The sequence below is a fragment of the Vibrio sp. HS-50-1 genome, assembly GCF_024747315.1.
GTDB classification, from domain to species: Bacteria; Pseudomonadota; Gammaproteobacteria; order Enterobacterales; family Vibrionaceae; genus Vibrio; species Vibrio diabolicus.
Genome location: NZ_JAMPZF010000001.1, coordinates 212,098 through 231,969 on the forward strand (window position 1 = coordinate 212,098; position 19,872 = coordinate 231,969).

The following is a 19,872-nucleotide window of genomic DNA, read 5'->3' on the forward strand; positions in this document are numbered from 1 at the left end:
CAGTTCCACAAAAGCGTGAAAAATGTCTGGTTTTAACCTGCAACTGACTAATTTAAAAACAAAAAAAGAAGTGGCACTTAAGGTGCCACTTCTTCTCTTAAAAATAAAGCGATATAGCCGTCTAAAGGCTTAAGCTTTCAAAAGTCTTGCAATGTGAGCTTTTAATACATCGATTGCGATACGGTTTTTACCACCGCGAGGAACAATAATGTCCGCATATTGCTTAGAAGGTTCGATAAACTGCATGAACATCGGACGTACTGTTTGTTGATACTGCTTGAGAACAGATTCCATAGTTCGGCCTCGTTCTTCCACGTCACGCTTAACACGACGAAGCAAGCAAATATCTAACGGTGTATCCATAAATACTGTCGCGTGCATCAAATCACGAAGACGAGGGTCAGTAAGAAGAAGGATACCTTCTAGAATGATCACCTTTTTAGGCGTCATTGTAGTCGTGTTACTTGTTCTTGTGTGTTCAGTGTAGCTGTACTCAGGTACTTCTACTGCTTCACCACGTACCAATTTTTCAAGGTGCTCACACAGTAGGTCGTGGTCCAACGCACTCGGGTGATCGTAGTTCGTCTTTACTCGCTCTTCCATGCTTAGGTGGCTTTGGTCGTTGTAGTAGCAATCTTCCGTGATGACACCGATTTGATGATCGCCTACTTTCGCGCGAAGCTCATTATAAATAGTGCTCGCGATCAGACTTTTTCCAGAAGCAGAAGCGCCAGCAATACCTACGATGACGCATTGATTATTATCAGACATTAGTTTGCACCCGATGATGATTTCTAGTCACATAAAAAGATAAACTGCCTGATTATAGGGAGTTCACCCCATAGTTACTAGCTGGAATTAGGGTTTAGTCATAAGTTTCTGCCTGCTCAGAGGATTAACCTCCGAGCAAACGTTAAAATGTGCAATTATCAACCAACAGGCATAGTAAACTTAGTTCACCATTGTAAAGCTAATCACATCTGGTTTTGCCTTGCCTTGCCAAAACATCGTGCTACATACGCGATCGGCAAGCTGCTTATAATACCCTGCATGCTCACTTTCTGGACGCCTTGCTACCGTTGGCACGCCAGCGTCAATATCTTCTCGCATAGAGATATGAAGCGGAATTTGTCCTAGCAGTGCTAAGCCAAACTCTTGCGACATTTTTTCTGCACCACCCATGCCAAAAATATGCTCTTTCGCGCCACATTGACTACAAATGTGATAACTCATGTTTTCCACAACACCGATAACCGGGACATGGACTTTGTTAAACATTGCCGCTCCCTTTCTTGCATCGGCAAGCGCCAAGTCTTGCGGTGTCGTGACTAACACACTACCTGTCACCGGAATCTGTTGTGACAACGTCAACTGTATATCACCCGTACCTGGCGGCATATCAATCACCAAATAATCTAAATCGGGCCAGTCTGTTTCCGTTAATAACTGCGACAACGCTTTTGAAGCCATTGGACCGCGCCATATTGCCGCTTCTGATTTGTCCACTAAATAGCCGATAGAGTGAGTATAGATGCCGTGAGCGAAAATGGGCTCCATCCACTTGCCATCACGAACTTCTGGTTTTGCATCTTCTTGCCCCAACATCATAGGTACAGACGGGCCATAGATATCCGCATCCAACAATCCCACTTTCGCCCCAGATTGAGCAATCGCCAACGCTAAGTTAACCGCAGTCGTTGATTTACCGACCCCACCTTTCGCAGAACTAACGGCAATGATGTTCTTAACACCTTTAACCGGATTGGCCACTTGAGTTTCTAATGCTTTAACTCCAAGGCGAATATTGAATGGGAATTCAGGCACTTTATCTGCGGTTTGTTGCTGTTTAATCCAGTCATGCAATATGGTTTGAAGCTCATTACTTGCGAATGGTAACGTTATCTCAACAGAACCTTGTGCCGTAATCGAAATTGCGCCATGAATATCTGCCCAATTTTCCACCAACTGTGGATGCTGGAATTGGTTAAACCAGTGACAAAAATCTTGTTTTGAAGTGAACTGATGCATAAGTCCTCCTTTTAGATGTCATGCTAACACCGTCCTGCCTCAACCAGAACCCCAAAAAAACTAAGGCATTCCGCAGTTTGACACCTTGGAGTTAGTGAGTTCATGGGGTAGTATTATCCATCAAAATTTATTTATACCTATCAAGAAAAGCGAATATTAAGTATGGCAAACGATCCAAGAAACTTTCCGTCAAGGAAAATGCTGGTAACTTGTGCCCTTCCGTACGCTAACGGTTCGATCCACCTTGGTCATATGCTTGAGCATATCCAAGCGGACATTTGGGTTCGTTACCAACGCCTACGCGGCAACACTGTAAACTTCATCTGTGCTGACGATGCTCACGGCACGCCAATCATGCTTAAAGCGCAACAGATGGGTATTACTCCTGAAGAAATGATTGCCGCAGTTAGCGAAGAGCACCAGAAAGACTTTGCTGGCTTTGATATCAGCTTTGATAACTACCACAGCACACACTCAGATGAGAACCGTGAGCTAGCGTCACACATTTATCTTGAGCTGAAGAAAAACGGCTTTATCTCTAGCCGCACTATCTCTCAGCTGTTCGACCCAGAAAAAGAGATGTTCCTACCGGACCGTTTCGTAAAAGGTACGTGTCCAAAATGTAAGTCAGAAGACCAGTACGGTGACAACTGTGACAACTGTGGTGAGACTTACAGCCCAACAGAACTGATCAATCCTAAATCTGCGGTTTCTGGTGCGACGCCAGTAATGAAAGATTCTGAGCACTTCTTCTTCGACCTACCTCAGTTTGAAAGCATGCTAAAAGAGTGGACTCGCTCTGGCTCGCTACAAGCTGAAACAGCGAACAAAATGCAAGAATGGTTCGAATCTGGTTTGCAGCAATGGGATATCTCACGTGATGCGCCATACTTTGGCTTCGAAATCCCAGGAGAGAAGAACAAATTCTTCTACGTATGGCTAGACGCACCTATCGGCTACATGGGCTCTTTCAAAAACCTATGTGACAAGCGCGACGACCTAGATTTCGACGAGTACTGGAAGAAAGACAGCTCAGCAGAACTGTACCACTTCATCGGTAAAGACATCGTTTACTTCCACAGCCTATTCTGGCCAGCAATGCTAGAAGGTTCCGGCTTCCGTAAACCAAACAACGTATTCGTACATGGCTACGTAACGGTAAACGGCGCGAAAATGTCGAAGTCTAAAGGTACTTTCGTAAAAGCAAGCACTTACCTAGAGCACCTAGACCCTGAGTGTCTACGTTACTACTACGCTGCGAAGCTAAACAGCCGTATCGACGATCTAGATCTTAACCTTGAAGACTTCACTCAGCGCGTAAACGCTGACGTTGTTAACAAGATCGTTAACCTGGCATCTCGTAACGCAGGTTTCATCGCGAAACGTTTTGAAGGCAAACTGTCTGACAACTTTGCAGAGCCTGAACTTTACAACGAATTTGTTGCTGCTGCTGACCGTATCGCTGAGCTTTACGAAACGCGTGAGTTTGGTCGTGCAATCCGTGAAATCACGGCATTGGCAGACAAAGCTAACCAATACGTTGATGAAAAAGCACCGTGGGTTGTAGCAAAAGAAGAAGGCAAAGATCAGGAACTACAAGACATCTGTTCTGTCGGTATCAACCTGTTCCGCGTACTGATGACTTACCTGAAACCAGTAATGCCATCGCTAGCTGCGCGTACTGAAGCGTTCCTAAACCAAGAGCTAACTTGGGAAAACATCGCTGCTCCACTAACAGGCCACGAGATCACTAAGTTCAAAGCACTGTTCAACCGTATCGATCCGAAGAATGTTGAAGCGATGATCGAAGCGTCTAAAGAAGATGCGGCGGCAGAAATGGCGGCGAAAGAGAAAGCAGAAGCGGAAAAGAACAAGGCTAGCCAAACTGAGCTAGACAAAGAGCCAATCGCTGAAGAGATTGAGTTCGACGCTTTTGCAGCAGTAGATATGCGTATCGCTCGTATCATCTCTTGTGAAGAAGTGCCAAAAGCAAACAAACTGCTTAAGTTCCAACTGGACATCGGTGGTGAAACTCGTCAAGTGTTCTCTGGCATCAAGTCAGCGTACAAACCTGAAGAGCTAGAAGGCAAACTAACGGTAATGGTAGCAAACCTAAAACCTCGTAAGATGAAGTTTGGTATGTCAGAAGGCATGATCCTAGCCGCTGGCCCTGGTGGTAGCGACCTATGGATTCTTGAACCGCACGAAGGCGCTCAGCCTGGCATGCGCGTAATGTAAGTCGCATTCCAAATATAACACTATAAAATCCCTGCCAATTTGGCAGGGATTTTTTGATCATATTCACAACTTTGGTGAATCCATGCACCAATAACGACCGTCCCAAAAGAACATTTAATATAACTAATTGTTTTAATTTAATTTTTGTTTGGCATCAAAACTGCAAACCTTCCTTGTTAGGTCCAAACACTAACAAGGAGTGGGTTATGTTTGTTTTGATTTCCACACTATTGTCCATCGCTATTTTAGTCGGAATATATCACTTATCTTCTAAACGAGAGCAGCAACACGCGCGTAAATATCAGCTGTTAACATTATTGCGAGATGTTGTTCATCTGCTGAGACGCCATCGAGCTGCGACACACTACTCACTTCAATTTCAACAAAATAACGAACAAGAATTAGAAGTCCTTCATAACGATCTCACCAACAAACTGCATCTTTTGGTCGAAACCTCACGCTTTGAAAATAAACCCATGTATCGCGTGCTGCAGATCAAAGTAGGAAAACTGCTTGAACAATGGAACGATCACAGTGTTGCAAGGAACCAGATGGAGCATGGTAAGTTAATTCGTCATTGCTTGTTCTTGATGGATGAAGTCACGATTGCTTGGTTAGCGGTAGAACAACGAGATGATCTACATAATGAGTACCACATGAACTGGCAAAACATCATGGATAGCTTAGAAACCCTGACTCAATTGAGAATTAGCATTCAAGACTTGGGAGGGCAAGGGGGGAATGAGCGTTTCAAAAATTACGCATCGGTTATGACACGTAAGCTAAATCAATTAGCAGTTATCGCTCCGCTTAGTATCGTTTCTCCTGCTTCCACACGCTCAATACAGACATTAAATAACTATGTGACAGGAAGTCATGTCGATTTAACAGAAGCAGAGCTTTATGGAGTCACATCAGACTTATCGTTGACCATCTTCAATACTTACGACCACGTCCTTTCAGACATCGTTGAAGCATTGTATCTACCGTTGCCCAAACTCTCTGTAGCAAGATAAGCTCTATACAGTGCCGTGCCAATTGTCACAACAGGAACGTAACTGGTATCTATGGTAAAAACAAAAAAACCGCAGACCTTAGGTTCTGCGGTTTTTCATTCATCTAACTTCTCAGCGCTTAGCTGTCATCTTCTGTGAAGTTCGTTGGTAATTGCTTTTTCATCTCGTTCCAAATTAGCGCGCTTTCCATACCATAGTGACGAATCACAACTGGCAGTTGTTCACGCTGACCACTTTCACAAGTTTCTAGCAACTGATGGTAAAACTTCAGCGCTAGCTCACGAGAGGCTGGGTTTGAGAAGTAATAGCTACCAACGCGATCATAGAGCTTCTTCAAGCCATTAAAAATCAAACCGTAAATCTGATTCCCTGAATGGAATGCTAGGCGTTGGAACAACATGTAGTCGTAAAAGTTGAACGTTTTAGCAATCAAGATTTCTTGACGCTTCGCTTCATCTTTCTCGTTGTCTTCTTTCACGTTCTGTAAGACTTTCTCAGCATAAGGTGAAGAAGCGATGAAATCGTCCCAAGAAGCAGCATTCATTAAAGCTTCACAAGATTCAATTACATTCTTGATCGTGCGCTCAGAGTTCTCTTTATTTGCTTTAAATGCATAACGCATAAAGATAGGGCTGATGTTGGTACGTGCTGCAAGCAAATCTTCTACAATGTTTGTTGCGTTATCTACGTCCAACGTCATCAACGTATCCAAAATATGCAGACCAGAGGTCTCCATAAATTGGTTTACCTTCGTTGGTTTACCGTGTTGGATTGTTAACCAACCATCACGGGCTAGTCGTTGAAGAACCTCTCGTAAAGTCGTTCGAGTAACACCAATTAGCTCAGACAGCTCGCGTTCAGCAGGTAAAATAGAGCCAGGAGGAAAACGGCCGTTCCAAATGCTCTCGATAATATATTTTTCTGCGAATCCCGCAGGGCTTTTCGCCTTTATGACCATTCTACTTTTTATCCAATATTGATTTCTGAGGGTCGATACTACTCATCATACCACTACTTAACGGTTTGAGAAAATTTACGATCAATAATTGAAACGATTCTACAATATAGAGTTAATACTCTATATGTTATGTCAATTTAGGATGGTCTGACGTGCGAGTGAAAGCGGTAAAATCTGATTTTTCGTTTAATTAAACAGCTCACAAATTGCGGAGAAATAAAGACTACTGCGTCACAATTTTATATTCAAAATATGAAAAATTACTTTGTATATCACAGTTAATATTCTTTCTTAATTTGCCTTTTCTCGTCACTGACCGTCATTTAAAATCCAAGAGGATTTTTTTGAGCCTTTCATGATATAGTAACGCCGTTTTGATCGCGTTATTACATTTAAAAAGTCATTTTAGTCGGTAGCATCACGTTTTGTTATTGACTAATAAATGCCTGAGTGTAGAGTTTGCGGTCGAAAGTGAGCGGTGCTTGAGTTCAGGGGAAGTAACTTGGCAAGACTGCAATAAACAAAGGATTGTTGTTTTACTAAGTTATTGTTTTAAAAGACTAGTTAATAAGTCTAACAAACAGATACTTAAGCACTATTGTAGTGTCTATTCATAATTTTGTTATAAAGAGAATTATCATGCCGATATCGCTCGGAAACGCTTTTATCAAGAACTTTCTTGGTAAAGCGCCTGATTGGTACAAAGTTGCCATTATAGCCTTCTTAATAATTAACCCGATTGTATTCTTCCTAATAAACCCATTTGTTGCTGGGTGGTTGCTGGTTGCTGAATTTATTTTCACGCTTGCAATGGCATTAAAATGCTACCCATTACAACCTGGTGGTTTACTTGCTATTGAAGCCATCGCTATCGGCATGACTAGCCCTGCGCAAGTTAAGCACGAGTTGGTGGCAAATATTGAAGTATTACTGCTTCTGGTATTTATGGTTGCGGGCATCTACTTCATGAAGCATTTATTGCTGTTCATTTTTACCAAAATTTTACTTGGCATTCGCTCCAAAACCCTTCTATCACTTGCGTTTTGCTTTGCCGCTGCATTTTTATCTGCGTTTTTGGATGCTTTGACGGTTATCGCCGTTGTTATCAGTGTGGCGATCGGTTTCTACTCTATCTACCACAAAGTGGCGTCAGGCAACCCGATTGGTGACCATGACCACACACAAGATGACACGATCACTGAGCTAACGCGTGATGACTTAGAAAACTACCGCGCCTTTTTACGCTCATTGTTGATGCACGCTGGTGTAGGTACTGCGTTAGGTGGCGTAACCACTATGGTGGGTGAACCTCAGAACTTAATTATTGCAGACCAAGCGGGTTGGTTATTTGGTGAATTCCTAATCCGTATGTCTCCAGTGACGCTACCCGTATTTTTCTGCGGTCTCATCACTTGTGCTCTAGTCGAAAAGCTTAAAGTGTTTGGCTACGGTGCAAAACTTCCTAACAACGTTCGTCAAATCCTCGTTGACTTTGACAATGAAGAGCGCAAAACGCGTACCAATCAAGACGTTGCAAAACTATGGGTTCAAGGGCTTATTGCTGTTTGGTTGATCGTGGCATTAGCCTTGCACCTGGCGGCGGTAGGCTTAATTGGTCTTTCAGTGATCATCTTAGCGACAGCTTTCACTGGCGTCATTGAAGAGCATTCCATGGGTAAAGCGTTTGAAGAGGCTCTGCCTTTCACTGCACTACTTGCGGTATTTTTCTCGATCGTTGCGGTAATCATCGACCAAGAGTTGTTTAAACCAGTTATCGATGCGGTGCTTGCCGTTGAAGATAAAGGCACTCAGTTAGCTCTGTTCTATGTCGCGAATGGCTTACTATCAATGGTGTCGGATAACGTATTCGTCGGTACGGTTTACATCAATGAAGTAAAAACAGCACTCATTGAAGGTCTCATTACTCGCGAGCAGTTCGACTTACTGGCAGTTGCTATCAACACTGGTACTAACCTACCATCTGTTGCTACGCCAAACGGTCAAGCGGCATTCCTATTCCTACTCACCTCGGCTCTCGCTCCATTAATTCGTCTGTCTTACGGTCGAATGGTTATCATGGCGCTGCCTTACACCATCGTTCTTGCGATTGTCGGTCTAATGGGCATTATGTTCTTCCTAGAGCCTGCAACGGCTTCTTTCTACGATGCAGGCTGGATTTTACCTCATAGTGGTGATCTGACTCCCGTAGTCTCCGGCGGTCACTAAAATTTGAGTTGATTAGGAAACTTATCCACGTTAAAAAGCTCTGAGTATTCAGAGCTTTTTCTATTTCAGACAGGAACAAAAACGTGACTATTTTAAATTCACTTAACCAGTTTTCGAAGGGACGCTTATCGTGGCTGCTGCTTCTGCTGTTCGTCGTTTTCTTTGAAGCATGTGCCCTCTATTTTCAGCACGTCATGATGCTTGCACCATGTGTCATGTGTATCTACGAACGAGTCGCGATGATGGGAGTGGGTGTCGCTGCAATCGTTGGTCTTATGGCACCAAATAACCCAGTTTTCCGTTGGCTAGGTTTGATTGGCTGGGGATTAAGCTCTTACAAAGGACTGCTGCTTGCTCAGCAGCACGTTGATTATCAGTTTAACCCATCACCATTCGCGACTTGTGATTTATTCGTAACATTCCCTAGTTGGGCTCCGCTTAATCAGTGGGTTCCTTGGATGTTCGAGGCATACGGCGATTGCTCGAAGATTGTTTGGCAATTCCTCGATTTATCAATGCCACAATGGTTAGTAGTTATTTTCGCGGGCAATTTAATTGCTTTAGCATTAATTGTGATCGCACAATTCTTCCCAGCAAGACGCACTAATCCGATTCGTTAATCCTTCAGAGAAATGATAACGAAAAAAGCCGACCAGATGGTCGGCTTTTTACTGAGTAAACATCGCGGCTATTTAACTTAACCACGTTAACTCAACCACGTGATTGACCACAACACTGCTTGAACTTTTTGCCGCTCTCACAAGGACAAGGATCATTGCGCCCGATACCTTTGAATGGGTTTAGGCTTTGAGCCTTATTGCCTACCATCAACTCATCCGCTCCTAACGCCACTTCACCAACCATCAAATCAAGCTGGTCGACCAAGTCTGCAAGAGCTGGAGGCGTTTCAATACCGGCGTCGCGCATCTGTTGCTGCGTTGCCGACTCATCGATAGCCAGCATCAAAGTGGTCAGTAATGCTTGTAGCATACGTTGCAATCCATCATTGAGCTCAACGTCTTGCCATTGTTCTTCAATCATTGGCCAAACAGACATAAAGCCTTCGGCAAAATCAGCAAGTTGTTCAGGTTCTTTGCCTGTTAGCTCTAGCACGGAATATTCGTTTCGTTGAATTCGGTTGTGCTGCTTGTGAATTTGCTCTTCTACTGCCGGTTGAATCGCTTTGAATCCTTCACCTAATAGCGGCTCTAACCACTTTTCAGGAGCGAGTGGTTTTGTCGTCAGATTAGCAGCGAGCACTGCGCCTTCGATAAATAGGCAAGATTCATCGATGTGAATTTCGCCTTTCTCAATCAATGTGTATTGCATGACATCTGGTTTCCCATAAATTTGGCGGCATTATACCTCAGAGCATAAAAGCACGTAACCGGGAGTTGCGAGTTTGACTGTATTGAGTGCTTTGAGTCTTTTAATGACAAACTTAGCTGACATCGCTACAATCGCCCTCCTTTTTATCACCAAACTGTATTAGGCAAACTATGCGAGTTGTACTAGGCCCAATGGAAGGCGTTTTAGACCATTTGATGCGCCAAATCCTGACCGAGATAAACGACTATGACCTATGTGTTACGGAATTTGTTCGAGTCATCGACCAGTTATTGCCCGATCATGTATTTCACCGTTTATGCCCGGAGCTGTTGCAAGGTTCTCAAACCGCATCAGGTGTGCCAGTACATGTGCAATTGTTAGGACAAGAACCAAACTGGATGGCTGAGAACGCAATTAAAGCGGCAAGCCTTGGCGCTAGAGGCATCGATATAAATTTTGGTTGTCCAGCCAAAATGGTCAATAAAAGTAAGGGCGGTGCTGCTCTACTTCAGCACCCTGAGCTAATTCACCGTGTGGTTAAAGCTTGTCGAGAAGCCGTTCCAGAGGCTATTCCTGTGACCGCAAAAATTCGTCTTGGCTGGGAAAACCCTGAAGATTGCTTTGAAATTGTTGATGCCATTCAATCTGCTGGTGCAAATGAACTCACCGTTCACGCTCGGACTAAGCAGGGTGGTTACAAAGCGTCTGAGATAAAATGGGATTACATCAACCAAATTCGCGAACGTTTTGATATTCCGCTTATTGCGAATGGCGAAATCTGGAATTACCAAGACGGTCAACGTTGCATTGAAACGACTGGCGTTGACTCTTTGATGGTGTGCCGCGGCGCTTTCAATATCCCTAACTTGGGCAATATGGTAAAACACAACCACCAGCCAATGTCATGGCCCGAAGTGGTTGAGCTACTGATCTACTACTCCAAGTTTGAGATGAAAGGCGACAAAGGCTTGTACTATCCAAACCGCGTAAAACAATGGTTCTCTTACTTACGTCAGGCCTATCCTGAAGCAAAAGATCTATTCAGAGAAATCCGAACGTTTAACAAAGCCGCGCCGATTGTTGAGCATATTCAACGTTATCGTGATGAGTTAAATTCTCAGGTTGCATAAAATCTGAGCATTGCAAAGGGCGAACTGCTCGCCCTTTAAGCGCTTAGATCTTCGTAGCAAATCTTATTTTTGCCTGTACTCTTGGCTTGATATAACTTTTCATCCGCCGCTTTAAATAACTCATCAAAGCTTTCCACTCGGTTCTCTTTACTGAACACCACACCGCCAGAGATCGTAAAGCCTTCTTTAGTCACGCGTGTCGAGCGTTCGTCTATGGCTTTTTTTACCCGCTCTAAAATTAGCTTAATGCCTTCCGAGTCTTCGTCGTAAATCGCCAACACAAACTCTTCGCCACCAAATCTTGAGGCGACATCTGTGTGGCGAATATTTTCACGTATACATTTTGCAACTAGCTGAATCGCAGAATCGCCGACATCATGACCATAGGTATCATTGATCTTCTTGAAGTTATCAATATCGAACACTGCTAATGCAACCTGTTTTTTCGTCATCTTATTGCGCCACACGGTTTGCATTCCTCGACGGTTCAACAAGCTCGTCATCGGATCTCTGGCGGCGAGATCTTTAAAATAACGTCGCTCACTATGCATATTCACATAGAACAATACGACTGTGCTCAAAACGTAAATAGAGATCGCAACAATAAGGCTGTATTTTTCGAACACCGCTAGGTTCTTAGCTTCATCCCAAAGGTTGTACTCGTAATACATGCTGTGATTCGCACTCAATCGCTCTAACTCGACTGGTTTGATTCGTGTACTGTTTGAAGGAATGGATTGTAAATTGGAAACCAAATGAAACTTACCAACAAGACCTAGCGACGAAGCCATCAACGCATTGACATCAAAATCAATGGACAGCACACCTTGATGACTCCCTTTTTCGTAAACAGGCACCGTCATACTAATGATTTGACCTTCCATCGAATCCAACATCGGCCCAGGTCCGGCCAAGGTGATGTTCACTTTATCTTGTGCGGTTTTTTGCCAAAATGGGCGCGCTTTTAGCGTTGACCAAAGCTCTCTAGTGAAGTTTTTCGCGTACGTGTCAGGAGACGAAATGACGTAACCACGTTTATCGATGTAATGAATACCAACGATATGGGATTCAATATCGTGCAGAAAAGACAATGACGGCGCAAAACCCGCCTTTTGTTCAGCTAATTGGTTAATCGTTGAACCTTGCTGACATAAGCTTTCATCGCCCACAATCATGTAATCAAGATCAACCGCAGGTAACCCCTCACTGTAGACACTCTCTAGCAACAAGACGTCTATCGGCCAAATATAACAAAGCCCCTTTTTGACTAAAGAATTGTGCTCTTCAGACAATGGGTTAGCGTAATTCGTATAGTTAGTAAAACTATAATCTAAGGCGGTGAGGACTTTAATACCACGGGACATGGCACGATCAATACGTGCATACTCAGAATCAATATAGCGATTGACCGCATCGTAGTAGTTTTTTGTCGTAACAAGCAAAACCACTACAAATAATGCGAGGGGAAAAAAGATGACAAATGAGAGACTAAATCGCCTTTGGTTAACCATTGAGTACCATGTATGTGAAAGGTAGATCGTCTCTTATCAAACAATGGGATTACGCTGTCTTATCAACTGGCAATGCGTAGTGCGCATCGCCAGATAATCAGATAACCAACAAATGTGTACGCATTGTAGGAGACTGTTTATATATTAAAGAAGTTTAATCAATATAGAATGTAGTGTCACTTCAGTTGCCACAATTTGAAGCTCTGTGCAGGTATATTGACAGAAAGATGACCCTTATAATCAATAAGTTCGCGTTCATCAAGCAGTGACGAAAGATGGGTAGCCTCCAAACCAAGTTGCCACAGAGGCAAGTCAATTGAACGCTCATCGCCACTTAGATTCATCACAACAACGATCGCTTCACTTCCAAGTACGCGCGCATAAGCCAGCACGTTGGTATCGCAATGCAGCCATTGAATACTACCAGACTGTAAAGACTTGTACTGTTTACGTATCGAAATCCATTGCTTGTAAATCGACAGCCATGCTGAGTTTTCGATTTCATTCCAAGGGAAACAGCGACGATTATCCGGGTCCAGCCCTCCCTCTAGTCCGACTTCACTCCCATAGTAAATACAAGGTGTACCGACGTATGTCATGAGCAGAGCAAGTGCGATGTTCATTTTACGCTTATCACCATCAACCAGTGTGATAAAACGAGCAGTATCATGACTATCGAGTTGATTTAGCTGCGATAGCTGATTCGAAAATGGAATTTTTGCTCTGGCTTCGTCCAACCATGCTTTAAACTCCAAACCATCAATGTTGATCGGTTCATACATAATATCTTGCTGCGCGATAAAAGCTCGAACTGGATGAGCAAAACCGTAGTAGTTCATCGCCCCATCCTCTTGATCACCTTGCAGCCACTGTGTTGCTTCAAAAAAGTGCTCACCTAGCACATAGGCATTCGGATTGACTGACTTCGTCGCATGGCGAAACGCTTCAACATAATGAGCATTGTTTTTCGCTCCCTCTCCTTCGCCAAGCATATGAATAACATCAAATCGCCAACCATCGACTGAGTATGGAGGCTTAAGCCAGTGCTTAATGACAGATGCTTCGCTTTGATAGATATAGTCACGCACTTGTTCATTTTCGAAGTTCAGAACCGGTAAGTTACCAATGCCCTTCCAACCAATATAGTGATTGGTTTCGCCTTCAAAAAAGTAGTAATCGCGGAACTTTGACTGCGGATTGCTATACGCCCCTTCTCCTTTTTGTTGGATATCAAACCAAGGATGATGCACTGACGTGTGGTTAAACACAGCGTCTAAGACAATCTTCATATTCTTACCGCGAATCTTCTCACACAGTTCCGCAAACTGAGCATTGGTGCCAAACATAGGATCAACAGTGAAGTAATCCGTAGTGTCGTATTTGTGGTTACTTGGTGAAGAAAAAATCGGATTAAAATAAAGCGCAGTAACGCCGAGCTGTTCAAGATAGTCCAACTTTTGTTCCACACCTTTGAGATCGCCGCCAAAAAACTCTCTTGCCCCGGTATTTTTGTGAGACCCCACCGCTTCTCCCCACGATTTAATGATCGCTTCTGAATCATGCTGAGCATAAGCTTTACGAATGTCAGATTCACTTTTACTAGCAGAAAAACGGTCAGGAAAGATTTGATAGAACACTTGCTCTTGGACCCAGCTTGGTGGTTGATGGTTTACATTCAACTTAAAGTGGAACTCTTTGGGTGGAATACGCTTTTGTACGCCTCGTGCATCGAGCCAGTATTGTTGTCCGTCTTTGAGGAGCTTAAACACATAATGTGTGACATCTCGATCTCGATTTGGTCGGAACGATGCTTCCCATAGTAACAATTCCCCAGTTGTTCCAATTTGAGCCATGTCGACCAGATATTCTTCATTGTCCGGCTCAAGACGCACATATACGGAATCAAAATCCAATGTCTCGGTTTTCAGTCTGACTGTGACTTGCTCGTGATTAAAAGCTAAACCATCAATGGTTTGACTATGAAAAATAAATGGCAGGTTCATTATGGGCACTCCTCGTCATCGGATATGCCACTATGTTATTGAAGAATGAGAGACAAGAAATCCTCCTTGCGAGTTGACATATCAGCCAATTTTCCCAAGGAGGATCACACTTAGTAGGCGTAGTAACTAGTAGGATACTGCTTAGTTCAACAAGAGACTGTCATCTGCAAGCTCTTCACCACGCACTTTGGAGAACATATCCAACAAGTCTGGTACTTGCATGTTAGCGCGCTGCTCTCCAGCCACATCTAGCACAATTTCACCTTGGTGAAGCATTACGGTCCTATCGCCACATGCTAATGCGTCTTTCATCGAATGCGTCACCATCATCACGGTTAAATCGAACTCATCGACAATACGCTTAGTTAAGTCGATAACAAACGCCGCCATACGGGGATCAAGCGCAGCCGTGTGTTCATCAAGCAGTAACAACTTACTCTCCGATAACGTCGCCATCACAAGGCTAACGGCTTGTCGTTGCCCACCAGACAGCAACCCAATGCTATCGCCCAAGCGGTCTTCTAAACCAAGCCCTAGGATGCTAATTCGCTCTTGGAACAGCTTGCGACGTTTAGCTGAAAGCGCCAAACCCCAACTGCGTTTTTTACCACGCATGTACGCTAAAGCCATGTTCTCTTCTATCGTTAGCTCTCCACAGGTTCCGGCCAATGGATCTTGAAACACCCGTGCGCATTGCGTCGCACGCTGGGCAACCGTCTGCTTGGTGACGTCTTTGCCATCAATGATCACCTGACCACCTATCATCGGCGTCTCACCTGTCACCGCACCAAGCAACGTCGATTTTCCTGCGCCATTAGAACCAATCACGGTAAGAAATTGATGCTCTGGAACCTCTAAAGAGACGCCTTTCAATGCACGATTTTCTAAAATCGTCCCTGGGTTGAACGTGACCTGAATGTTATTAAGTTCAATCATAACGCCTCCCCCGAACCATTTTTTGATGCCGCTTGTTTAGCATCGGTAACGCGTTGTTTCGCTCTCATGCTCTGTTTTAGCTTTGGAGCAATAAGCGCGACAGCCACCAATACTGCGGTAACAAGGTTGAGGTCTGAAGCTTGTAAACCAAACATGCCAGAGCTCAAAGCGAAAGCCACTGCAAGACGATAAAGTACCGAACCGATGATGACAGCAAATACCGCAACCCAAATTTTTCGCCCGGGAATAAGGGTCTGGCCCAAAATCACAGCAGCCAAACCAACCACAATGGTGCCCACGCCAGAGGTCACATCTGCAAAGCTGTTCGTTTGTGCAAACAACGCGCCTGCGAATCCGACAAAACCGTTGGATAAAGCCAACCCAAAGTAGGTATAAAAACCAGTGCTCGCCCCTTGCGCAGAAACCATACGCGCATTCACGCCCGTGGCTCGTAAACCAAGACCAAAGTCGCTGTTCAGCAGGCGAATGACAAAGAAAGCGGACAGAAGAACTAAGACCCCAACAACCAGAGGGCGAATAAACATCGCATCGCCTAATGCTTCAAACGGAGTGAGAATCGTATCCTCTCCAAGCAACGCCATATTAGGTTTGCCCATAATACGAATATTGATTGAAAATGCCGCGATCATGGTAAGAATGGAAGCTAACAGGTGCAAAATACCACATCGAACAGCCAGAAAAGCGGTTACCCAACCCGTCATACTACCGGCTATCATCGCCATTATTGTCGCAAGCCAAGGATTAATACCTGCGACAATCGCCGTTGCAGCCACCGCCGCTCCCATTGGAAAGCTGCCATCCACACTCAAATCGGGGAAATCGAGAACACGAAACGTAAGATACACACCCAAGGCAACTAGGCCATAAATTAAGCCAATTTCGAGTGCGCCAAAAAAAGCAAATGCAGACATAACTGCTCCTTTCTGCATGTTCAGGCTGACGAATACCAACCTGAACTTAAGACTTCTAACGTATACTCCCATTCTTCTCTAGCAGAATGCTCTACACGAGAAGTCCGGCGAGTATCAATTTTGGGGCAAGCCTCTACCAACCAATGTGACAGGCTTAACCCAAAAAAGCGTTACTTATTGCATGCTTGTCGCACGTTCAACCACAGAACTTGGCAGCTTGATACCGAGCTTAGATGCTGCGCTTTCATTAATTACGAGGTCAGAGCCCGTCGCGACTTTTACATCCAACTTGCCTGGTTCTTGACCATCAAGAATCGCCGCAACGTAATCCGCGGTTTGTACACCAACCTGGTAGTAGTCAAAACCCAGACCGGCGATCGCACCTTTTTCGACATATGACGTCGCACCACCAAAGACAGGTTTTTTCGCTTGATTCGCTGCCACAATCATCCCTTCAATCGCACTTGCAACTGTATTGTCTGTTGGGGCGTAAAGAATGTCTGATTTCGCTGCAATCGCTTGAGTCGCAGACTGAACATCAGCACTTTTTAGTGCGGTCGCTTCAACCACTTGTATGCCTTTTGCTTTTGCGCTTTCTTTTAGTAATTCAACCAAAGTCACGGCATTAGCTTCACCTGGATTAAATACAACCCCGATGCTTTTCACCTGAGGAAGAATTTCTTGGATGAGATCGACATGCTGAGCGACGGGCGAAAGATCAGATAGGCCAGTTACGTTTTTGCCTGGTTGCTCCATCGACTTAACCAATTTCGCACCAACCGGATCTGTTACCGCAGTAAAGACAACAGGAATAGAGCGAGTAGCCGACACCAAGGCTTGTGCCGAAGGCGTCGCGATACCCACTAACACATCAGGGTTTTCTCCGACGTACTGACGGGCAATTTGCACTGCAATCGCAGGGTTACCCTGTGCGGTCTTATAGTCAAATTCTAGATTTTTGCCTTCTTCGTAGCCTTTCGCTTTTAAACCATCAAGCAATCCTTGACGCGTCGCGTCTAACGCGGGGTGTTCGACAATTTGTGAAACTGCAACGGTTGCAGTGGCGGCCAGTACATTGGCAGAAGAGAAAATAGCAGTAGCAGATAGAACGGCAGTGGCTAATAAACGTTTCGTTTTCATCATAACTCCTTGATGTGACTTCGTCCTTGTTTCGCGAGCATTCAACATGAATATCGACTCGTGAATTCAAATGTTTGAAGGGGGTAATGTTGTGTTCGTATAACTGTGCACTTCTTGCGCATCTTGTTTTTATTATTACTACTAAGTCTTAGTAAAGAAAAGAAAGATTTAACACTAAAGCAACATTTGTGATCGGGGGACTTCTTCATCCGGAAAGAATCTTTGGTAAACAAAGCTTCGCTCGCTTCATCAACGACCGTCAAAGTAGGTAATAGAGGCAGGATCAAAAATGGAGCGGCTAGTGCACACTCCATTTCAAACAATTTAAATTAGAACCAACGCTCTAGTGACGATTTATCGAGCTGGCGAAACGCTCGGTTCAGTATTATCGCAAGCTCTTTATAACGAGGGCGAGCTTTAACAGGCTCTAGTGCAAAACCTGTTTCCACAATTTTTTGATGCAGCTCCCGATACCAAGATGCCAGAGAAGGCGGCAGTTTCGTGTTGGATCGAGCACCAAGCCACCAAATCCCTTGGAGTGGCAAACTAATCGCAAACAAGGCGACAACAATAGACTGAGGTAACGCGTGGTAATTGTTGAATGCCATTTGAGTGAGTACGCTGATCGCAGCAACGGCTGGCATGACTTTAATGCCAAAGCGAGTCGCCTTAATGATACGCTGTTCCGGAAATATGGCGCTTAGCTCTTTACGAACCGGCCAGATCTCCATGTAATTCTGGCCATCTTTCAGGCTATGGATCAATCCGACTTTATTACTCATACCGCTCTCTCACTAAAAAATAGTTGAACATTTCAACTGAAGGTACAAAAAATTGATGAAAGTTAATATTCTTTCAAATTTTTTTTGTTATCATTGCTTATTATCGCTATCCTTTGCAGACCCTCAATCTCATTGTTGCTGTTATTTACAATTTAAGCAACTCCGAGATATCTATCTGCACGGATCGCATCATAGTGATGGATGGGTTCATCACTATTTCTTTATATGGAATTAGAACAATTTTTGACCAGGATTAGTACGCAGCCTTCTGGGTATCGGCTATTCTTGTGATTAATTTTTCATTCTTTAACTGATTTTTTATCAGACGAATAACAGGTAGTCATACATGTCTAAGCTAGTTTTAGTTTTAAACTGCGGTAGTTCTTCTCTTAAATTTGCCGTTGTTGATGCCGAGAACGGCGACGAGCACTTATCAGGTCTTGCTGAGTGTCTTCACCTTCCTGAAGCTCGCATCAAGTGGAAACTTGATGGCAAGCACGAAGCTCAACTAGGCAATGGTGCAGCTCACGAAGAAGCACTAGCGTTTATGGTAGAAACTATTCTTGCTTCTAAGCCAGAGCTTAAAGCTAACCTAGGCGCAATCGGTCACCGTATCGTTCACGGCGGCGAGCAGTTCACTCAATCTGCACTAATCACTGATGAAGTTCTAAAAGGTATTCAAGACGCTGCAACATTTGCACCTCTTCACAACCCTGCTCACATCATCGGTATCGAAGCGGCTAAGAAAAACTTCCCAGAGCTGAAAAACGTTGCTGTATTTGACACTGCGTTCCACCAAACTATGCCTGAAGAGTCTTACCTATACGCTCTTCCATACAACCTATACAAAGAACACGGTATCCGTCGTTACGGTATGCACGGTACTTCTCACTTGTTCATCACTCGTGAAGTTGCTGGCCTACTAAACAAACCAGTTGAAGAAGTAAACATCATCAACTGTCACCTAGGTAACGGCGCGTCTGTATGTGCAATCAAGAACGGTCAATCTGTAGACACTTCTATGGGTCTTACTCCACTTGAAGGTCTAGTAATGGGTACTCGCTGTGGCGACATCGACCCTGCGATCATCTTCCACCTGCACGACGCTCTAGGTTACTCTGTTGATCAAATCAACACGATGCTAACTAAAGAGTCTGGTCTTCAAGGTCTAACTGAAGTGACTTCTGATTGTCGTTTCGTTGAAGACAACTACGGTGAGAAAGAAGAAGCAACACGCGCAATGGACGTGTTCTGCCACCGTCTAGCTAAGTACGTAGCTGGCTACACTGCTTCAATGGACGGCCGTCTAGACGCAATCACTTTCACTGGCGGTATCGGCGAGAACTCTGGCCCTATCCGTGAAATGGTTCTAAACCGTCTTGGCATCTTCGGTATCGAAGTAGATAGCGAAGCTAACCTTAAAGCTCGCTTCGGCGGCGAAGGCGTTATCACGACTGAAAACAGCCGTATCCCTGCAATGGTTATCTCTACTAACGAAGAGCTAGTCATCGCTGAAGACACTGCACGCCTGACAGGTCTTTAATTGAATTACTGGCTAGCCACTCGGCTAGCCAGATTTTCATTCAAACGAATTTCTTAGGGGCTCAACTCCTATTCTTCGAGCTTCATGGAATAAGAGTTGA

At 44.2% G+C, this 19,872-nt stretch carries 16 protein-coding genes; 6 read left to right on the plus strand and 10 right to left on the minus strand.

Features of this window, described 5'->3' with window-relative positions; genetic code table 11:
* Nucleotides 1-129 precede the first annotated feature (129 nt).
* Both udk and apbC read right to left on the minus strand, forming a co-directional pair.
* Nucleotides 130-771: a uridine kinase gene (udk, locus tag NDJ01_RS00925; protein WP_005396962.1), complete on the minus strand. Its 642-nt coding sequence runs from the start codon at nt 769-771 to the stop codon at nt 130-132.
* A 180-nt stretch (nt 772-951) separates the two neighbouring features.
* A complete protein-coding gene (gene apbC / locus NDJ01_RS00930; RefSeq protein ID WP_258586096.1) occupies nt 952-2,028 on the minus strand; it encodes an iron-sulfur cluster carrier protein ApbC in 1,077 nt (358 codons plus the stop codon).
* Nucleotides 2,029-2,190: 162 nt separating this feature from the next.
* Here apbC and metG point away from each other — a divergent pair, with 162 nt between their 5' ends.
* Together metG and NDJ01_RS00940 are read left to right on the plus strand one after the other, a co-directional pair.
* On the plus strand, nt 2,191-4,266 hold the full coding sequence (gene metG, locus NDJ01_RS00935) for a methionine--tRNA ligase (RefSeq protein WP_065646637.1): 2,076 nt from the start codon (nt 2,191-2,193) through the stop codon (nt 4,264-4,266).
* Between the two features lie 206 nt (nt 4,267-4,472).
* Nucleotides 4,473-5,282 (plus strand): hypothetical protein, encoded by an 810-nt coding sequence (locus tag NDJ01_RS00940; RefSeq protein ID WP_258586097.1) that lies wholly within the window; start codon nt 4,473-4,475, stop codon nt 5,280-5,282.
* 118 nt (nt 5,283-5,400) lie between these two features.
* On the opposite strand, the gene fadR is transcribed toward NDJ01_RS00940, so the two are convergent.
* Complete coding sequence (gene fadR, locus NDJ01_RS00945) at nt 5,401-6,240, minus strand: fatty acid metabolism transcriptional regulator FadR (protein ID WP_005396954.1); 840 nt, start codon at nt 6,238-6,240, stop codon at nt 5,401-5,403.
* A gap of 639 nt (nt 6,241-6,879) precedes the next feature.
* Here fadR and nhaB point away from each other — a divergent pair.
* Both nhaB and dsbB read left to right on the plus strand, forming a co-directional pair.
* The gene (gene nhaB, locus NDJ01_RS00950) at nt 6,880-8,466 is read left to right on the plus strand and encodes a Na(+)/H(+) antiporter NhaB (protein WP_005396952.1); all 1,587 of its coding nucleotides are present in this window, start codon (nt 6,880-6,882) and stop codon (nt 8,464-8,466) included.
* 83 nt (nt 8,467-8,549) lie between these two features.
* Nucleotides 8,550-9,086, plus strand: coding sequence for a disulfide bond formation protein DsbB (dsbB, locus tag NDJ01_RS00955; protein WP_005396949.1), 537 nt, complete (start codon nt 8,550-8,552; stop codon nt 9,084-9,086).
* Nucleotides 9,087-9,177: 91 nt separating this feature from the next.
* Here the strand turns inward: dsbB and NDJ01_RS00960 are convergent, their stop codons facing one another.
* Nucleotides 9,178-9,795 (minus strand): YecA family protein, encoded by a 618-nt coding sequence (locus NDJ01_RS00960; protein ID WP_005396626.1) that lies wholly within the window; start codon nt 9,793-9,795, stop codon nt 9,178-9,180.
* A 170-nt stretch (nt 9,796-9,965) separates the two neighbouring features.
* Between NDJ01_RS00960 and dusC the strand changes: the two genes are divergently transcribed.
* A complete protein-coding gene (gene dusC / locus NDJ01_RS00965; RefSeq protein ID WP_104974980.1) occupies nt 9,966-10,925 on the plus strand; it encodes a tRNA dihydrouridine(16) synthase DusC in 960 nt (319 codons plus the stop codon).
* A gap of 35 nt (nt 10,926-10,960) precedes the next feature.
* On the opposite strand, the gene NDJ01_RS00970 is transcribed toward dusC, so the two are convergent.
* The 6 genes from NDJ01_RS00970 to yfbV all read right to left on the minus strand — a co-directional run bounded on the left by NDJ01_RS00970 (nt 10,961) and on the right by yfbV (nt 18,229).
* Entirely contained in the window at nt 10,961-12,436 is a 1,476-nt protein-coding gene (locus NDJ01_RS00970; protein WP_145532867.1) for a sensor domain-containing diguanylate cyclase, read from the minus strand.
* Between the two features lie 176 nt (nt 12,437-12,612).
* The gene (malZ, locus tag NDJ01_RS00975; protein WP_145532865.1) at nt 12,613-14,439 is read right to left on the minus strand and encodes a maltodextrin glucosidase; all 1,827 of its coding nucleotides are present in this window, start codon (nt 14,437-14,439) and stop codon (nt 12,613-12,615) included.
* Nucleotides 14,440-14,580: 141 nt separating this feature from the next.
* Nucleotides 14,581-15,375 (minus strand): ABC transporter ATP-binding protein, encoded by a 795-nt coding sequence (locus tag NDJ01_RS00980; RefSeq protein ID WP_005396631.1) that lies wholly within the window; start codon nt 15,373-15,375, stop codon nt 14,581-14,583.
* On the minus strand, nt 15,372-16,307 hold the full coding sequence (locus NDJ01_RS00985) for an ABC transporter permease (RefSeq protein ID WP_012841584.1): 936 nt from the start codon (nt 16,305-16,307) through the stop codon (nt 15,372-15,374). The genes NDJ01_RS00980 and NDJ01_RS00985 overlap by 4 nt, the downstream gene beginning before the upstream one ends.
* 174 nt (nt 16,308-16,481) lie before the next feature.
* Nucleotides 16,482-17,447, minus strand: a complete 966-nt coding sequence (locus tag NDJ01_RS00990) for an ABC transporter substrate-binding protein (protein ID WP_012841583.1) — start codon at nt 17,445-17,447, stop codon at nt 16,482-16,484.
* 329 nt (nt 17,448-17,776) lie between these two features.
* On the minus strand, nt 17,777-18,229 hold the full coding sequence (yfbV, locus tag NDJ01_RS00995; RefSeq protein WP_005380809.1) for a terminus macrodomain insulation protein YfbV: 453 nt from the start codon (nt 18,227-18,229) through the stop codon (nt 17,777-17,779).
* Between the two features lie 346 nt (nt 18,230-18,575).
* On the opposite strand from yfbV, the gene NDJ01_RS01000 reads away from it, so the two are divergent.
* Nucleotides 18,576-19,772: an acetate kinase gene (locus NDJ01_RS01000; protein ID WP_005396635.1), complete on the plus strand. Its 1,197-nt coding sequence runs from the start codon at nt 18,576-18,578 to the stop codon at nt 19,770-19,772.
* Nucleotides 19,773-19,872 lie beyond the last annotated feature (100 nt).

What these genes read in the sequence shown, in the direction of transcription:
- udk (WP_005396962.1), bottom strand. Translation starts at nt 771, where the DNA reads ATGTCTGATAATAATCAATGCGTCATCGTAGGTATTGCTGGCGCTTCT.
- apbC (WP_258586096.1), bottom strand. Translation starts at nt 2,028, where the DNA reads ATGCATCAGTTCACTTCAAAACAAGATTTTTGTCACTGGTTTAACCAA.
- metG (WP_065646637.1), top strand. Translation starts at nt 2,191, where the DNA reads ATGGCAAACGATCCAAGAAACTTTCCGTCAAGGAAAATGCTGGTAACT.
- NDJ01_RS00940 (WP_258586097.1), top strand. Translation starts at nt 4,473, where the DNA reads ATGTTTGTTTTGATTTCCACACTATTGTCCATCGCTATTTTAGTCGGA.
- fadR (WP_005396954.1), bottom strand. Translation starts at nt 6,240, where the DNA reads ATGGTCATAAAGGCGAAAAGCCCTGCGGGATTCGCAGAAAAATATATT.
- nhaB (WP_005396952.1), top strand. Translation starts at nt 6,880, where the DNA reads ATGCCGATATCGCTCGGAAACGCTTTTATCAAGAACTTTCTTGGTAAA.
- NDJ01_RS00960 (WP_005396626.1), bottom strand. Translation starts at nt 9,795, where the DNA reads ATGCAATACACATTGATTGAGAAAGGCGAAATTCACATCGATGAATCT.
- dusC (WP_104974980.1), top strand. Translation starts at nt 9,966, where the DNA reads ATGCGAGTTGTACTAGGCCCAATGGAAGGCGTTTTAGACCATTTGATG.
- NDJ01_RS00970 (WP_145532867.1), bottom strand. Translation starts at nt 12,436, where the DNA reads ATGGTTAACCAAAGGCGATTTAGTCTCTCATTTGTCATCTTTTTTCCC.
- malZ (WP_145532865.1), bottom strand. Translation starts at nt 14,439, where the DNA reads ATGAACCTGCCATTTATTTTTCATAGTCAAACCATTGATGGTTTAGCT.
- NDJ01_RS00980 (WP_005396631.1), bottom strand. Translation starts at nt 15,375, where the DNA reads ATGATTGAACTTAATAACATTCAGGTCACGTTCAACCCAGGGACGATT.
- NDJ01_RS00985 (WP_012841584.1), bottom strand. Translation starts at nt 16,307, where the DNA reads ATGTCTGCATTTGCTTTTTTTGGCGCACTCGAAATTGGCTTAATTTAT.
- NDJ01_RS00990 (WP_012841583.1), bottom strand. Translation starts at nt 17,447, where the DNA reads ATGAAAACGAAACGTTTATTAGCCACTGCCGTTCTATCTGCTACTGCT.
- yfbV (WP_005380809.1), bottom strand. Translation starts at nt 18,229, where the DNA reads ATGAGTAATAAAGTCGGATTGATCCATAGCCTGAAAGATGGCCAGAAT.
- NDJ01_RS01000 (WP_005396635.1), top strand. Translation starts at nt 18,576, where the DNA reads ATGTCTAAGCTAGTTTTAGTTTTAAACTGCGGTAGTTCTTCTCTTAAA.